Raw genomic sequence first — 15842 nt, forward strand, 5'->3', positions numbered from 1 at the left:
AAGCAAACTCGGTGTCGCCGCCGGTGGTGTCCCCAAATCGAGGGTGACCAAGCATGCAAGAAAGCGTGATGCAGCGCATGTGGAACAGCGGCTATCTTTCAGGTGGTAACGCTGCCTATGTGGAAGAGCTTTATGAGCTCTACCTGCACGACCCTAACGCTGTGCCAGAAGAATGGCGCACCAAATTTCAGACGTTGTCTTCAGACGGCAACGCTGCCACCGATGTATCGCACGCAACAATTCGCGATCAGTTCGTGCTGCTGGCAAAGAACCAGCGCCGCGCCCAACCGGTTTCAGCCGGAAGCGTGAGCAGTGAGCATGAGAAGAAGCAAGTTGAAGTACTGCGACTGATCCAGGCCTACCGTATGCGCGGCCACCAGGCGGCCCAGCTCGACCCGCTGGGGCTCTGGAAGCGTCCTGCACCTGCAGACCTGTCGATCAATCATTACGGCTTGACCAATGCCGATCTTGATACGACCTTCCGTGCCGGAGACCTGTTCATCGGCAAAGAGGAAGCGAGCCTACGCGAAATTCACGAAGCGTTGCAGCAGACATATTGCCGCACCATTGGCGCTGAGTTCACGCACATCACCGACTCCGAACAGCGTCACTGGTTCCAGCATCGCCTGGAAGGCGTGCGTGGCCGTCCGGTGTTGTCTGCCGATGTGCGCAGCCACCTGCTTGAGCGCGTGACCGCAGCCGAAGGCCTCGAAAAATACCTGGGCACCAAATACCCGGGCACCAAGCGTTTCGGCCTGGAAGGCGGCGAGAGCCTGATTCCGATGCTCGACGAGCTGATCCAGCGTTCCGGCTCCTACGGCACCAAGGAAATCGTGATCGGCATGGCCCACCGTGGCCGTCTCAACGTGCTGGTCAACACCTTCGGCAAGAACCCGCGCGACTTGTTCGACGAGTTCGAAGGCAAGAAAAAGGTCGAGCTGGGTTCCGGTGACGTTAAATACCACCAGGGCTTCTCGTCCAACGTGATGACCACCGGCGGTGAAGTTCACCTGGCCATGGCCTTCAACCCATCCCACCTGGAAATCGTTTCTCCAGTGGTCGAGGGTTCGGTGCGCGCTCGCCAGGATCGTCGTAACGACGCGACCGGTGAGAAGGTTCTGCCGATTTCCATCCACGGCGACGCGGCATTCGCCGGTCAAGGCGTGGTCCTGGAAACCTTCCAGATGTCGCAGACCCGCGGCTTCAAGACCGGCGGTACCGTTCACATCGTCATCAACAACCAGGTGGGCTTCACCATCAGCAACCCGTTGGACGCGCGTTCCACCGAGTACGCCACCGACGTTGCCAAGATGATCCAGGCGCCGATCCTCCATGTGAATGGTGATGATCCGGAAGCCGTGCTGTTCGTGACCCAACTGGCTGTCGACTACCGCATGCAGTTCAAGCGTGACGTGGTGATCGACCTGGTTTGCTACCGCCGTCGCGGTCACAACGAAGCGGACGAACCAAGCGGCACCCAGCCGTTGATGTACCAGCAGATCACCAAGCAGCGCACCACCCGTGAGCTGTACGCCGAAAGCCTGACCAAGGCCGGTGTGGTTGACGAAGCGCGTGTTCAGGCGAAAGTCGACGAATACCGCAACGCGTTGGACAACGGTCTGCATGTTGTAAAAAGCCTGGTCAAAGAGCCGAACAAAGAGCTGTTCGTCGACTGGCGTCCGTACCTGGGCCACGCCTGGACTGCGCGTCACGATACGTCGTTCGATCTGAAGACTCTGCAGGAACTGTCTGCCAAGCTGCTGGAAATTCCTGACGGCTTCGTCGTACAGCGCCAGGTCGCGAAGATCTACGAAGACCGTCAGAAGATGCAAGCCGGCGGCCTGCCGATCAACTGGGGTTACGCCGAAACCATGGCGTATGCGACCCTGGCGTTCGAAGGTCACCCGATCCGCATGACCGGCCAGGACATCGGCCGTGGTACGTTCTCGCACCGTCACGCGGTTCTGCACAACCAGAAAGACGCAGGCACCTACATCCCGCTGCAACACCTGTACGAAGGCCAGCCACGTTTCGACCTGTACGATTCGTTCCTGTCCGAAGAAGCCGTACTGGCGTTCGAATACGGTTACTCGACCACCACGCCTAACGCGCTGGTGATCTGGGAAGCCCAGTTCGGCGACTTCGCCAACGGTGCCCAGGTGGTTATCGACCAGTTCATCACCAGCGGCGAGCACAAGTGGGGCCGTCTGTGCGGTCTGACCATGCTGCTGCCACACGGTTATGAAGGTCAGGGTCCGGAGCACTCCTCGGCCCGTCTGGAGCGTTACCTGCAGCTGTGCGCCGAGCACAACATCCAGGTGTGCGTGCCGACTACCCCGGCCCAGATCTACCACTTGCTGCGTCGCCAGGTCATTCGCCCACTGCGCAAGCCGCTGGTAGTGCTGACGCCGAAATCGCTGTTGCGTCATAAATTGGCCATCTCGACCCTGGAAGATCTGGCGGAAGGCTCGTTCCAGACCGTTATTCCAGAAATCGATACACTGGACGCGGCCAAGGTCACTCGCCTGATCCTGTGCAGCGGCAAGGTCTACTACGATTTGCTGGAAAAACGCCGTGCCGAAGGCCGCGAAGACATCGCCATCGTGCGTATCGAGCAGCTTTACCCGTTCCCGGAAGATGACCTCATGGAGATCATCGCGCCTTACACCAACCTCACTCATGTAGTGTGGTGTCAGGAAGAACCGATGAACCAGGGCGCCTGGTACAGCAGCCAGCATCATCTGCGTCGCAGCATTGGTAACCACAACAAGGCCCTGGGCCTGGAATACGCCGGTCGCGATGCTTCTGCCGCGCCTGCCTGTGGTTATGCATCGATGCACGCCGAGCAGCAGGAAAAACTCCTGCAAGATGCTTTCACTGTTTAACGCCTTCGCGCTGACTGAAACCGAATTTTAAGGACCCACAGATAATGGCTATCGAAATCAAAGCCCCGACATTCCCGGAATCGGTTGCCGATGGCACCATTGCCACTTGGCACAAGAAACCAGGCGAGGCTGTAAAGCGTGACGAACTGATCGTCGACATCGAGACCGACAAAGTCGTTCTGGAAGTGTTGGCTGAAGCTGACGGCGTGTTGGGCGCGATCATTGCCAACGAAGGCGATACCGTCCTGTCCAACCAGGTACTGGGCTCGATCGAAGCGGGCAGCGCTGCTGCCGCTCCGGCTGCCGCTGCACCGGCTGTTGCGGCTTCTGCTCCAGCTGCCGCTCCGGCGGCGGGTGGCGAAGATCCAATCGCTGCACCGGCTGCTCGTCAGCTGGCCGAAGAGAACGGCATCAACCTGGCTTCCATCAAAGGCACCGGCAAAGACGGCCGTGTGACCAAGGAAGACGTGGTTGCTGCCGTTGAAGCCAAGAAAAACGCTCCAGCTGCCGCACCTGCCAAGGCTGCAGCACCTGCTGCCGCTGCTCCTGTGTTCGCCGCTGGCGACCGCACCGAGAAGCGCGTGCCGATGACCCGCGTGCGTGCCACCGTGGCCAAGCGTCTGGTTGAAGCACAGTCGAACATGGCGATGCTGACCACCTTCAACGAAGTCGACATGACCGAAGTCATGGCCCTGCGTTCGAAGTACAAGGACCTGTTCGAGAAGAGCCACAACGGCGTGCGCCTGGGCTTCATGTCGTTCTTCGTGAAAGCGGCCACCGAAGCGCTGAAACGCTTCCCGGCAGTCAACGCTTCCATCGACGGCAGCGACATCGTTTACCATGGTTATGCAGACGTCGGCGTTGCCGTGTCCAGCGACCGCGGCCTGGTGGTTCCGGTTCTGCGTAACGCCGAGCTGATGAGCCTGGCTGAAATCGAAGGCGGCATCGCCGGCTTCGGCAAGAAAGCCCGTGACGGCAAGCTGACCATCGACGAGATGACCGGCGGCACCTTCACCATCACCAACGGTGGTACCTTCGGTTCGATGATGTCGACTCCGATCGTCAACCCGCCGCAAGCTGCGATCCTGGGCATGCACAACATCATCCAGCGTCCGATGGCAATCAACGGCCAAGTCGTGATCCGTCCGATGATGTACCTGGCGCTGTCTTACGATCACCGCCTGATCGATGGTAAAGAAGCCGTGACTTTCCTGGTGACCATCAAGAACCTGCTGGAAGACCCAGCTCGTCTGCTGCTGGATATCTGATAGAAGCAGCTGCGGGCCTCAAGTGACAGGCTGCCGGATACGGCAGTCGGGCTTGGGGCCTGCGGCTTGACAGCTTGCTGCTAAATAGAGGAACTATTTTCATGTCGCAGAAATTTGACGTTGTAGTGATTGGTGCAGGTCCTGGCGGCTATGTTGCCGCTATCAAGGCCGCACAACTGGGCCTCTCGACTGCTTGCATCGAAAAATACACCGACAAGGAAGGCAAACTGGCACTGGGCGGTACTTGCCTGAACGTTGGTTGCATTCCTTCCAAGGCGCTGCTGGACAGCTCCTGGAAATTCCACGAAGCGCAAAGCGGTTTTGCCATCCACGGCATCAGCCACGCTGGCGTGACCATGGACGTACCCGCGATGGTTGGCCGTAAAGCCAACATCGTCAAAGGCCTGACCTCCGGCGTTGCCACCCTGTTCAAGGCCAACGGCGTAACTTCCCTGCAAGGCCACGGCAAGCTGCTGGCCGGCAAGAAAGTTGAAATCACCAAGCCGGACGGTTCGGTCGAAATCATCGAAGCCGAAAACGTGATCCTGGCTCCAGGTTCGCGTCCGATCGACATTCCACCAGCACCTGTTGACCAGAAAGTCATCGTTGATTCGACCGGCGCCCTGGAATTCCAAGCAGTTCCCAAGCGTCTGGGCGTGATCGGCGCTGGCGTGATCGGCCTGGAACTGGGTTCGGTCTGGTCCCGCCTGGGTTCCCAGGTCACTGTGCTCGAAGCCCTGGACACGTTCCTGCTGGCTGCTGACACCGCAGTGTCCAAGGAAGCCCTGAAAACCCTGACCAAACAGGGTCTGGACATCAAGCTGGGCGCTCGCGTGACCGGCTCGAAGGTCAACGGCGAAGAAGTGGTCGTGACCTACACCGACAAGGATGGCGAACAGACCATCACCTTCGACAAGCTGATCGTAGCCGTTGGTCGCCGTCCAGTGACCACCGACCTGCTGGCAGCCGACAGCGGCGTGAACATCGACGAGCGTGGTTTCATCCACGTTGACGATCACTGCGCTACCACCGTTCCAGGCGTCTACGCCATTGGTGACGTGGTTCGCGGCATGATGCTGGCGCACAAGGCTTCCGAAGAAGGCATCATGGTTGTCGAGCGCATCAAGGGCCACAAAACCCAGATGAACTACGACCTGGTCCCATCGGTTATCTACACCCACCCGGAAATTGCATGGGTCGGCAAGAACGAACAGCAGTTGAAAGCTGAAGGCGTTGAAGTTAACGTCGGCACCTTCCCGTTCGCTGCTTCTGGTCGTGCCATGGCAGCCAACGACACCGGTGGTTTTGTCAAAGTCATCGCTGATGCCAAGACTGACCGCGTATTGGGCGTCCATGTGATTGGCCCAGGCGCAGCAGAACTGGTCCAGCAGGGCGCAATCGGTATGGAATTCGGCACCAGTGCCGAGGACATCGGCATGATGGTTTTCTCCCATCCGACCCTGTCCGAAGCATTGCACGAAGCCGCGCTGGCAGTGAATGGTCATGCCATTCACATCGCGAACAAGAAGAAGCGCTAAAACGAGATAATAAGAAACCACGGCGGTTGCCCGTCGTGAGCCTTGCGCGCAAGACTCACCGCGGAATATCCGCTGGACGCAGTCTTGCGCAGCTTGACCGGGCTTGAGTCCGGCAAGTTGCGTAAGCAGCAGTCACAGGTGGCGCGGCACTCATAATGAGCGCAGCGCCGAATGCGCAGTACCTAACGAAGACGGTAAAAAGCATGAATCTTCACGAGTATCAGGGTAAGCAGCTGTTCGCTGAATACGGCCTGCCAGTATCCCAGGGCTACGCAGTAGACACCCCGGAAGCAGCAGCAGAAGCTTGCGATAAAATCGGCGGGACCGAATGGGTTGTAAAAGCCCAGGTTCACGCAGGTGGTCGCGGTAAAGCGGGCGGCGTTAAGCTGGTTCGCAGCAAAGAAGACGCCAAGGCCTTCGCACAGCAGTGGCTGGGCAAGCGTCTGGTGACTTACCAGACTGATGCCAATGGCCAGCCAGTCACCAAGATCCTGGTTGAATCGTGCACTGATATCGCTAAAGAGCTGTACCTGGGCGCTGTCGTTGACCGTTCGAGCCGTCGCATCGTGTTCATGGCTTCCACCGAAGGTGGCGTGGACATCGAGAAGATCGCTCACGATACCCCTGAAAAAATTCTGAAAGCCACTATCGATCCACTGGTTGGCGCTCAGCCATTCCAGGGTCGCGAGCTGGCTTTCCAGCTGGGCCTGGAAGGCAAGCAAGTTGCCCAGTTCGCCAAGATCTTCGTAGGTCTGGCCAAACTGTTCCAGGATCACGATCTGGCCCTGCTGGAAGTGAACCCGCTGGTGATCAAGGCTGACGGCGATCTGCATTGCCTCGACGCCAAGATCAACATCGACGCCAACGCCATGTACCGTCAGCCTAAGCTGAAGACTTTCCACGATCCGTCGCAAGACGATCCGCGCGAAGCGCACGCTGCCAAGTTCGAACTGAACTACGTAGCCCTGGAAGGTAACATCGGCTGCATGGTCAACGGTGCCGGCCTGGCCATGGGTACCATGGACATCGTCAACCTGCATGGCGGCAAACCAGCCAACTTCCTCGACGTGGGCGGTGGTGCTACCAAAGAACGCGTAACCGAAGCCTTCAAGATCATCCTGTCCGACTCCAACGTCGCTGCAGTACTGGTCAACATCTTCGGCGGCATCGTTCGTTGCGACATGATTGCCGAAGGCATCATCGGTGCAGTGAAAGAAGTCGGCGTGAAAATCCCGGTTGTTGTTCGCCTTGAAGGTAACAACGCTGAACTGGGCGCTAAAGTACTGGCAGAAAGCGGTTTGAACATCATCGCGGCTACCAGCCTGACCGACGCTGCTCAACAAGTTGTCAAAGCTGCGGAGGGCAAATAATGAGCGTCCTGATCAATAAAGACACCAAAGTTATCTGCCAGGGTATTACCGGTTCGCAAGGTAGCTTCCACACCCAGCAAGCCATCGAATACGGCACCAAGATGGTTGGTGGTGTAACGCCGGGCAAAGGCGGCACCGAGCACCTGGGCCTGCCAGTGTTCAACACCGTTAAAGACGCAGTAGCTGCCACTGGCGCGACCGCCAGCGTGATCTACGTTCCGGCTCCTTTCTGCAAAGACTCGATCCTGGAAGCGGCGTTCGGCGGCATCAAGCTGATCGTGTGCATCACCGAAGGCATTCCTACCCTGGATATGCTGGATGCCAAGGTCAAGTGCGACGAGCTGGGCGTGGTCCTGATCGGTCCTAACTGCCCAGGCGTGATCACTCCAGGCGAATGCAAGATCGGCATCATGCCTGGTCACATTCACTTGCCAGGTAAAGTCGGTATCGTTTCCCGTTCCGGCACCTTGACCTACGAAGCTGTGAAGCAGACCACTGACGCCGGTTTCGGTCAGTCGACTTGCGTCGGCATCGGCGGTGACCCGATCCCAGGCTCGAACTTCATCGACATCCTGAAGCTGTTCCAGGAAGACCCGAAGACCGAAGCGATCGTCATGATCGGTGAGATCGGCGGTTCGGCTGAAGAAGAAGCGGCTGCCTACATCAAGGCCCACGTGACCAAGCCGGTTGTTTCCTACATCGCTGGTGTGACTGCCCCTGCTGGCAAGCGCATGGGCCATGCTGGCGCAATCATCTCTGGCGGCAAAGGCACTGCAGACGAGAAATTCGCTGCACTGCAAGACGCAGGCGTAAAAACCGTGCGTTCGCTGGCAGACATCGGCAAGGCCCTGGCCGAGCTGACCGGTTGGGCAGTCAAGTAAGCCTCGCGCTTAACTGACGCTTCACCAGCAAAGGCCACCTTCGGGTGGCCTTTGTGCATTCTGGGCGGCCCATTTATTGAAATGTACTTGGTCCCATGTGGGAGGGAGCTTGCTCCCGATAGCGGTGGCTCAGTCACTGATGATGTGATTGAACCTCCGCTATCGGGAGCAAGCTCCCTCCCACATTTTTTGTCTGTATCGCCACATTAAGTATGAAAACACGACATTCCAATGTCGCTTATCGGACAGTTCGCCCTGCAACAGTGCGTTTATCGGCCAAATTCTGTAACCTTGCCGCCTCTTTAAGCGCTCGCATCCCAAAAGGAAGCCGCGCGCTAGACCGGTCGGTGCCCACAAGGGCCGGCAGCATTTCCCTCATCCATAGGGAAGCCCTCTCTAAATTCCGATTCAGTAGTGTGGTATTTCCTCAAATGAAAGTGTTGAAAAGTCAGGACATCCTGGCGTTGGGCTTCATGACTTTTGCCCTGTTTGTAGGGGCCGGCAACATCATCTTCCCGCCTATCGTTGGTTTGCAGTCCGGGCCCCATGTCTGGATGGCGGCGTTGGGTTTCCTGATCACCGCGGTCGGGCTCCCGGTGGTCACCGTGATCGCCCTGGCCAAGGTCGGTGGTGGTATGGATGCGTTGAGCAGCCCGATCGGCAAGATCGCCGGTGGCCTGCTGGCGGCGGCAGCGTATCTGGCGGTAGGGCCGCTGTTCGCCACCCCGCGTACCGCGACCGTGTCCTTTGAAGTGGGCCTGGCGCCGTTGACCGGTGAAAGCCCGCTGGCGCTGTTCCTCTACAGCTCGGTGTACTTTCTGGTGGTGTTTTTCGTCTCCCTGTACCCGGGCCGTCTGTTGGACACCGTGGGCCGTTTCCTGGCACCGCTGAAAATCATCGCGCTGTCCATCCTTGGTATCGCCGCGTTTGCCTTGCCGGCCGGTGACGTGGGCGTCGCCAACCCGGAATACGTGGCCGCGCCGTTCTCCCAAGGCTTTATCAATGGTTACCTGACCATGGATACCCTGGGCGCGCTGGTGTTCGGTATCGTGATCGTCAACGCGATCCGTTCCCGTGGTGTCGAATCGCCTAAATTGATCACCCGCTACGCGATCATTGCCGGGCTGATTGCCGGCGTCGGCCTGGCGTTGGTGTATGTCAGCCTGTTCCGCCTCGGGGCGGGCAGCCATGAGATCGCCGCCGGTGCCGCCAATGGCGCCGCTGTCCTGCATGCCTACGTGCAACACACCTTTGGTTCCCTGGGCAGTGGCTTCCTGGCCGTGCTGATCTCTCTGGCCTGCCTGGTCACCGCCGTCGGCCTGACCTGTGCCTGCGCCGAGTACTTCAGCCGGATCCTGCCGCTGTCCTACAAGACCCTGGTGGTGATCCTGGCGCTGTTCTCGCTGTTCGTGTCCAACCTGGGCCTGACCAAACTGATCGCGTTTTCGATCCCGGTGCTCACAGCGATCTACCCGCCATGCATCGTGCTGGTGGCTTTGAGCTTCTGCAAAGACTTCTGGCAGGAGCAGAACCGCATCGTTGGCCCGGTGATGTTGGTGTCGTTCATCTTCGGCTGCATCGATGCGCTCAAGGGCGCCGGCCTGGCGGGCTGGATGCCGTCGCAATTGGCCAACCTGCCGTTGAGCGAGCAGGGCCTGGCGTGGCTGGTGCCATCGGTGATGATGCTGGTGGCCGCGGTGGTGGTTGACCGCATGCTGGGCAAGCGCAGCGAAGCGGTCGCGTAACCCCCGGCTTCAGGCTGTATTGAAATGCCCCGTATCGATTGATACGGGGCATTTTTTATGGGCGGCGGGCAGTGTCTTTTTCCGTGGGCTAACGTCGAAGGAGTAACGCAAAGCTCAAGCTGGAACCCGGCGCCCACACTTAACCGGGTTCATGAAATCTGTCGTGTATAAGGACCCGCATGCCGTTTATCGAAGCCAACCTGATCCACTTGCTTGCCGCCCTCTGGTTCGTCCTCTGTTGGGGCGGCTACACCCGTTATGCCACCTGGAAAGCCCGCGACACTGCCTGTCTGGCCAGCGTGCTGCACCTGTATCGCGAAGACTGGATGCGTCGCATGCTGCTGCGTGACAACCGCATCGCCGACGCCAGTGTGATTGGCAATCTTGAGCGCAACGCGTCGTTCTTCGCCTCCAGCACCTTGATCATCCTTGCGGGCATTCTCACCGTGTTGGGCGCCTCGGAGCGGGCGGTTTCATTGCTGGCCGATATTCCCCTGGTGCAGCAGGCATCCCAGGGTATGTCGGAGATCAAGCTGCTGTGCCTGGCACTGGTGTTCGTCTACGCGTTCTTCACGTTCAGCTGGTGCATGCGCCAGTACAACTTTGCCGCGGTGCTGGTGGGGTCGGCGCCGATGATCGGTGAGCGGCACGTGTCGGAGCAGGAGCGCAAGGCGTTTGCCCTGCGGGCGGCGCGGGTGATTTCGATGGCGGCCAACCAGTTCAACTTTGGCTTGCGCGCTTATTACTTCGGGATGACCATGCTGGCATGGTTTGTCAGCCCCTGGCTGTTCATGTCGATGAGCGCCGGGGTGGTGTTGGTGCTGTATCGCCGAGAGTTTCATTCCGACGTACTGCAAGTGATGGTGTATACGCAGACCGATACGTCGCTGCCGGACGTGGCCAAAGACTCGGTGGCGTAAAGCGCTGCGGGCATAGCGCCGGTTTATCGCACTGCGCGCCAACAGCAGACAAAGTAAAGCCCGCTATCTAAGCGGGCTTTCTTTTTGCAGCCAAGCTATTTCAAGCCCCGGTATCAAGAACCGGTTGCTGGGGTAGCAGGTGCTGCTTCTTGTGCTGCGGCTTTGTTCGATTCGGCCTGAGCTTTGGCAGCATCGCCGTTTTCTTTCGCAGCTTCGTTCACTTTATCCTGTGCTGCAGCCATATCTTTCTGAGCTTGCTCAGAGTGCGCGGCGGCATCTTGGGCTTTGTTTTCGGATTTCTTGTCGCAGGCAGCGAGACCGAGGGCAGCGGCCAGCATCATGGAAATAGCTAAAGTCTTGCGCATTGGGTGTTTCTCCTTAGTGAAGATATCTACTGGCCTTTCGAGCACATGGGGCCAGCATTAGTTCCTTATATCCCACAGATATATAAAGCATTTTCCCAAGGAACTTTTTCCGACGGTCCATACTGCGCCGGACCCACATTCATCAGAGTCTGAACCGAATGACCGAAAATCCCTTGTTAGAGCGTGCCAAGCGCTTTATTTCAGCGTTGCGCCATTGCCAGGTGCTGGGTATTACCGTTCATCAAGCCAGCGAGGAGGGGATTACCCTGGTTCTGCCCTACAGCCCGATGATCGTGGGTGATCCCCAGACGGGCGTGATCCATGGTGGCGCATTGACCTCGCTGATGGACACCGCCTGCGGCATGGCCACCCTGTGCGTGTTGCCGGAGTTCGAGGTGTGCCCGACCCTCGACCTGCGCATCGACTACATGCATCCCGCCGAACCGCACAAGCCGGTGTATGGTTTCGCCCAGTGCTACCGGGTGACCACCGACGTGATTTTCACCCGTGGTTTCGCTTACCAGGATGACCCGCAACAACCCGTCGCCCACACGGTGGGGACGTTCATGCGTATGGGCAAGCGCCTCAAGGGCGCGCAGGGGCTGGGCAGTGCAGTCACGGGAGAACAGGTATGACACATCACTTCAAGACACGTCTGGAGCAGGCCCATGAGCACGGTAACTACAAGGCGCTGCTCGATCTGATCCCCTACGCCAAGCTGATCGGCATCGAATGCACGCGGATAGGCGATGAGCTGCTGTTCCGCCTGCCGGCCAACAAGGACAACATTGGTAACCCGATATTACCGGCGCTGCACGGCGGTGTGATTGCAGGCTTTATGGAACTCTGCGCCGCGTTGCACCTGCTGGTGTTCACCGGCGCACCGGGCCTGCCGAAAATTATCGACTTTTCCCTGGATTACCTGCGCGCCGGCCAGTTTCGCGACACTTACGCCAAGTGCCAGGTCTGGCGCCAGGGTCGACGGGTGGCGAACGTGTCGATCACCGCCTGGCAAAGCACCGCGGCCGAACCCATCGCCACCGCCCGCGCGCATTTCAAGATCGGAGAAGTGTCCCGCCCTTGAAATCCTGGTCTTAGCCCCCAACTTTGATGACAACCCGCCGCCAACCCTTCAGGGCGCGGCCACTGCCATCCAATTGGAGTTTGATGACCATGAGTGTGGAAACTCAAAAGGAAACCCTGGGCTTCCAGACCGAGGTGAAGCAACTGCTGCACCTCATGATCCATTCGCTGTATTCCAACAAGGAAATTTTCCTTCGCGAGTTGATCTCGAACGCCTCTGACGCTGTCGACAAATTACGTTTCGAAGCCCTGTCCAAGCCGGAGTTGCTGGAAGGCGGCGCCGAACTGAAAATCCGCGTGAGCTTCGACAAAGACGCCAAGACCGTCACCCTCGAAGATAACGGTATCGGCATGAGCCGTGAGGATGCGATCACCCACCTGGGGACCATCGCCAAATCCGGCACTGCCGATTTCATGAAGCACCTTTCGGGCGACCAGAAGAAAGATTCGCACCTGATCGGCCAGTTCGGCGTGGGCTTCTACTCGGCCTTCATCGTCGCCGACAAGGTTGAAGTGTTCAGCCGCCGCGCCGGCCTTGACGCCAGCGAAGGCGTGCATTGGTCTTCGAAAGGCGAGGGCGAGTTTGAAGTCGCTACCCTCGACAAGGCTGATCGCGGTACGCGCATCGTGCTGCACCTGAAACCCGGTGAAGACGAATTTGCCGATGGCTGGCGCCTGCGCAACATCATCAAGAAGTATTCCGACCACATCGCCCTGCCGATCGAATTGCCGAAAGAGCAGGCCGCCGCCGAAGGCGAAGAAGCACCGGCCGTTGAGTGGGAAACCGTCAACCGCGCCAGCGCCCTGTGGACCCGTCCGCGTACCGAGATCAAGGACGAGGAATACCAGGAGTTCTACAAGCACATCGGGCACGACTACGAAAACCCGCTGAGCTGGAGCCACAACAAGGTCGAAGGCAAGCTGGAATACAGCTCGCTGCTCTACGTACCGGCCCGCGCGCCGTTCGACCTGTACCAGCGCGAAGCGCCAAAGGGCCTGAAGCTCTACGTGCAGCGCGTGTTCGTGATGGACCAGGCGGAATCGTTCCTGCCGCTGTACCTGCGCTTTATCAAAGGCGTGGTCGACTCCAACGACCTGTCGCTGAACGTGTCGCGGGAAATCCTGCAGAAAGACCCGATCATCGACTCCATGAAGTCGGCGCTGACCAAGCGCGTCCTCGACATGCTGGAAAAACTGGCGAAGAACGAGCCTGAGCAATACAAAGGCTTCTGGAAGAACTTCGGCCAGGTCATGAAAGAAGGCCCGGCGGAAGATTTCGCCAACAAGGAAAAAATCGCCGGCCTGCTGCGTTTTGCCTCCACCCAGGGCGAAGACGGCGAGCAGGTGGTGTCCCTGGCCGAGTACCTGGCACGCGCCAAGGAAGGTCAGGACAAGATCTACTACCTGACCGGCGAGACCTACGCTCAGGTCAAGAACAGCCCGCACCTGGAAGTCTTCCGCAAGAAAGGCATCGAAGTGCTGCTGCTGACCGACCGTATCGATGAGTGGCTGATGAGCTACCTCAGCGAATTCGACGGTAAGACCTTTGTCGACGTGGCGCGTGGCGACCTGGACCTGGGCAACCTGGATTCCGAAGAAGACAAAAAAGCCGCTGAAGAAGTGGCCAAGTCCAAGGAAGGCCTGGTTGAGCGGATCAAGGCCTCCCTGGGCGACGCCGTCAGCGAAGTGCGGGTTTCCCACCGTCTGACCGACTCCCCGGCGATCCTGGCCATCGGCGAGCAGGACCTGGGCATGCAGATGCGTCAGATCCTCGAAGCCAGCGGTCAGAAGGTGCCGGACTCCAAGCCGATCTTCGAATTCAACCCGGCTCACCCGCTGATCGAGAAACTCGACGGCGAACAGAGCGAAGAGCGTTTTGGCGACCTGTCGCACATCCTCTTCGACCAGGCAGCCCTGGCTGCCGGCGACAGCCTGAAAGACCCGGCCGCCTATGTGCGCCGACTGAACAAGCTGTTGGTTGAACTGTCGGTTTAACCCCGTTGTAGAAAAACCCGCTTCGGCGGGTTTTTTCGTTCTTGTGCAACCTCAACTGGAGTAAATGATGAGCCAAGTCACTGTGCGTTCCGTGGTCTATCAGATTGATGGCCAGTCTTATGAAAGCCGCCTGGCCTTCGATGCCAGCCAAACCGGCCCGCTGCCGGGCCTGTTGATGGCGCCGAACTGGATGGGCGTGAGTGCGGGTGCCGAAGAGATTGCCAAGCGCGTCGCCAGCAAAGGTTACGTGGTGCTGATCGCCGACCTGTACGGGCAAACCGTGCGCCCGTCGAATAACGATGAAGCCGGTGCGGCGATGATGCCGTTGAAGAATGACCGCCCATTGCTGAACAAGCGCATGCAGGCCGCGTTAGCGCAACTGCAAGGCCAGAGCGAAGCTGCGGTGGATACGTCCAGGTTGGCCACCTTCGGTTTCTGCTTCGGCGGTTGCTGTGCGCTGGAGCTGGCGCGCACCGGCGCACCATTGAAGGCTGCGGTGTCGTTCCACGGCACCCTCGACACGCCAAACCCGGCGGATGCGAAGAACATCAAGGGTTCCGTGCTGGTGTTGCATGGTGCTTCCGACCCGCTGGTGCCGAAAGCGCAACTGCCGGTGTTCGAAGATGAGATGAACGCGGCCGGTGTGGATTGGCAACTGCTGAGCTATGGCGGTGCGGTGCATTCCTTCACCGACCCGCACGCCAACGTGCCGGGCATGATGATGTACGACGCGAAGACCGCTGCGCGGGCGTTCCAGTCGATGCATAACTTGTTGGATGAAGTGTTCAAGGGCTAAGTCTCTGGCCTCTGTCCTGGCCTCATCGCGAGCAAGCCAGCTCCCACATTCGAGCGCATTCCTACAGGGTAAACGCGGTTAAATGTGGGAGCAGGCGGCTATCTCACCGGCAACTCAATTCTTTCGGTTTCACCGGGCACCGTTGGCCAATCCCCAGCCGCCCAACGCTGTCGGGCCTGCTCGATCACGGCCGGGTCGCTCGCGACAAAATTCCAGTTGATCCGGCGTGGCCCATCCAGCGGCGCGCCACCGAACACCACCAGGTGACAATCGCCGTCGGCAGACAGGGTCATCGCCTGTCCGCTCGGCAACACCACCAGGCTGTGTGCCTCAAGCGGCTCACCGTCCAACTGCACGTCACCCTCCAGCACATACACCGCGCGTTCTTCATGCTCGTCGGGGATCAGCAGGGTGGTGGCCGTCTGCATCTGCACATCGGCGTACAGCGTGGGTGACAGCACCGGCACCGGTGATTTGAGGCAGAAGCCATTGCCGGCGATCAGGCGGATCTGCACGCCCAGGTTGTCGCTGGTGGGCAAGCTGGCTGCCGGATGGTGGCTGTAATGCCCCGGGCCGCTCTCGTGGTCCTTGGGGGAGGCGAGCCACACTTGCAGCCCATGCAGGCTGAACCCCTTGCTCTTGATTGCTTCGGGCGTGCGCTCGACGTGGGCAATCGCGCTGCCGGCGGTCATCCAGCTCACATCGCCGGCCTGCACCATTTGGTCCGAACCGAGGCTGTCCTTGTGCTGCAAGGTGCCTTCGAACAGGTAGGTGAGGGTCGACAGGCCGATGTGCGGATGCTGGCGGATATTCATGCCGCTGCCCGGTGCATAGCGGGTCGCCAGCATATGGTCGAAAAACACGAACGGCCCGACGCTACGGCATTCTCGCGATGGCAGCGGGCGCAGGATGGGCTGGCCTTCGACATCTTCGAGGCGAGGGCGGATCACGGTGAGGGTGGTCATGGTGCGTCCCTGTCGGAGCGGGTTGGATAGC

At 59.2% G+C, this 15842-nt stretch carries 13 protein-coding genes; 11 read left to right on the forward strand and 2 right to left on the reverse strand.

Features of this window, described 5'->3' with window-relative positions; genetic code table 11:
* Positions 1-53: 53 nt before the first annotated feature.
* The 7 genes from JN756_RS09780 (at position 54) to JN756_RS09810 (ending at position 10607) form a co-directional block, all read left to right on the forward strand.
* On the forward strand, positions 54-2885 hold the full coding sequence (locus JN756_RS09780) for a 2-oxoglutarate dehydrogenase E1 component (RefSeq protein ID WP_046384197.1): 2832 nt from the start codon (positions 54-56) through the stop codon (positions 2883-2885).
* Between the two features lie 44 nt (positions 2886-2929).
* Complete coding sequence (gene odhB, locus JN756_RS09785; protein WP_017846768.1) at positions 2930-4153, forward strand: 2-oxoglutarate dehydrogenase complex dihydrolipoyllysine-residue succinyltransferase; 1224 nt, start codon at positions 2930-2932, stop codon at positions 4151-4153.
* Between the two features lie 101 nt (positions 4154-4254).
* The gene (gene lpdA / locus JN756_RS09790) at positions 4255-5691 is read left to right on the forward strand and encodes a dihydrolipoyl dehydrogenase (RefSeq protein ID WP_046384196.1); all 1437 of its coding nucleotides are present in this window, start codon (positions 4255-4257) and stop codon (positions 5689-5691) included.
* 203 nt (positions 5692-5894) lie between these two features.
* Positions 5895-7061, forward strand: coding sequence for an ADP-forming succinate--CoA ligase subunit beta (gene sucC, locus JN756_RS09795; RefSeq protein ID WP_017846770.1), 1167 nt, complete (start codon positions 5895-5897; stop codon positions 7059-7061).
* Entirely contained in the window at positions 7061-7942 is an 882-nt protein-coding gene (gene sucD, locus JN756_RS09800; protein ID WP_003172813.1) for a succinate--CoA ligase subunit alpha, read from the forward strand. Before sucC ends, sucD begins: the two co-directional genes overlap by 1 nt.
* 431 nt (positions 7943-8373) lie before the next feature.
* Positions 8374-9687 (forward strand): branched-chain amino acid transport system II carrier protein, encoded by a 1314-nt coding sequence (gene brnQ, locus JN756_RS09805; RefSeq protein ID WP_201022059.1) that lies wholly within the window; start codon positions 8374-8376, stop codon positions 9685-9687.
* 179 nt (positions 9688-9866) lie between these two features.
* Positions 9867-10607 carry a DUF599 domain-containing protein gene (locus JN756_RS09810; RefSeq protein ID WP_108524428.1) on the forward strand — a complete coding sequence of 247 codons (741 nt, stop codon included), beginning with the start codon at positions 9867-9869 and terminating at the stop codon, positions 10605-10607.
* Positions 10608-10720: 113 nt separating this feature from the next.
* Here JN756_RS09810 and JN756_RS09815 read toward each other — a convergent pair whose 3' ends face one another.
* Positions 10721-10972: a hypothetical protein gene (locus JN756_RS09815; protein ID WP_017846773.1), complete on the reverse strand. Its 252-nt coding sequence runs from the start codon at positions 10970-10972 to the stop codon at positions 10721-10723.
* A gap of 158 nt (positions 10973-11130) precedes the next feature.
* Between JN756_RS09815 and JN756_RS09820 the strand changes: the two genes are divergently transcribed.
* The 4 genes from JN756_RS09820 (at position 11131) to JN756_RS09835 (ending at position 14846) form a co-directional block, all read left to right on the forward strand.
* Entirely contained in the window at positions 11131-11607 is a 477-nt protein-coding gene (locus JN756_RS09820) for a PaaI family thioesterase (RefSeq protein WP_201022060.1), read from the forward strand.
* A complete protein-coding gene (locus JN756_RS09825; protein ID WP_017846775.1) occupies positions 11604-12056 on the forward strand; it encodes a PaaI family thioesterase in 453 nt (150 codons plus the stop codon). Before JN756_RS09820 ends, JN756_RS09825 begins: the two co-directional genes overlap by 4 nt.
* 89 nt (positions 12057-12145) lie before the next feature.
* A complete protein-coding gene (gene htpG / locus JN756_RS09830) occupies positions 12146-14050 on the forward strand; it encodes a molecular chaperone HtpG (protein WP_017846776.1) in 1905 nt (634 codons plus the stop codon).
* Between the two features lie 67 nt (positions 14051-14117).
* On the forward strand, positions 14118-14846 hold the full coding sequence (locus JN756_RS09835) for a dienelactone hydrolase family protein (protein ID WP_201022061.1): 729 nt from the start codon (positions 14118-14120) through the stop codon (positions 14844-14846).
* 98 nt (positions 14847-14944) lie between these two features.
* Here JN756_RS09835 and JN756_RS09840 read toward each other — a convergent pair whose 3' ends face one another.
* Positions 14945-15811: a pirin family protein gene (locus tag JN756_RS09840; RefSeq protein ID WP_201022062.1), complete on the reverse strand. Its 867-nt coding sequence runs from the start codon at positions 15809-15811 to the stop codon at positions 14945-14947.
* Positions 15812-15842: the final 31 nt, after the last annotated feature.

The sequence above is a fragment of the Pseudomonas sp. Y39-6 genome, assembly GCF_023651955.1.
Lineage (GTDB): Bacteria > Pseudomonadota > Gammaproteobacteria > Pseudomonadales > Pseudomonadaceae > Aquipseudomonas > Aquipseudomonas veronii.

What these genes read in the sequence shown, in the direction of transcription:
- lpdA (WP_046384196.1), top strand. Translation starts at nt 4,255, where the DNA reads ATGTCGCAGAAATTTGACGTTGTAGTGATTGGTGCAGGTCCTGGCGGC.
- JN756_RS09820 (WP_201022060.1), top strand. Translation starts at nt 11,131, where the DNA reads ATGACCGAAAATCCCTTGTTAGAGCGTGCCAAGCGCTTTATTTCAGCG.
- JN756_RS09810 (WP_108524428.1), top strand. Translation starts at nt 9,867, where the DNA reads ATGCCGTTTATCGAAGCCAACCTGATCCACTTGCTTGCCGCCCTCTGG.
- JN756_RS09780 (WP_046384197.1), top strand. Translation starts at nt 54, where the DNA reads ATGCAAGAAAGCGTGATGCAGCGCATGTGGAACAGCGGCTATCTTTCA.
- brnQ (WP_201022059.1), top strand. Translation starts at nt 8,374, where the DNA reads ATGAAAGTGTTGAAAAGTCAGGACATCCTGGCGTTGGGCTTCATGACT.
- sucD (WP_003172813.1), top strand. Translation starts at nt 7,061, where the DNA reads ATGAGCGTCCTGATCAATAAAGACACCAAAGTTATCTGCCAGGGTATT.
- odhB (WP_017846768.1), top strand. Translation starts at nt 2,930, where the DNA reads ATGGCTATCGAAATCAAAGCCCCGACATTCCCGGAATCGGTTGCCGAT.
- JN756_RS09835 (WP_201022061.1), top strand. Translation starts at nt 14,118, where the DNA reads ATGAGCCAAGTCACTGTGCGTTCCGTGGTCTATCAGATTGATGGCCAG.
- sucC (WP_017846770.1), top strand. Translation starts at nt 5,895, where the DNA reads ATGAATCTTCACGAGTATCAGGGTAAGCAGCTGTTCGCTGAATACGGC.
- JN756_RS09815 (WP_017846773.1), bottom strand. Translation starts at nt 10,972, where the DNA reads ATGCGCAAGACTTTAGCTATTTCCATGATGCTGGCCGCTGCCCTCGGT.
- htpG (WP_017846776.1), top strand. Translation starts at nt 12,146, where the DNA reads ATGAGTGTGGAAACTCAAAAGGAAACCCTGGGCTTCCAGACCGAGGTG.
- JN756_RS09825 (WP_017846775.1), top strand. Translation starts at nt 11,604, where the DNA reads ATGACACATCACTTCAAGACACGTCTGGAGCAGGCCCATGAGCACGGT.
- JN756_RS09840 (WP_201022062.1), bottom strand. Translation starts at nt 15,811, where the DNA reads ATGACCACCCTCACCGTGATCCGCCCTCGCCTCGAAGATGTCGAAGGC.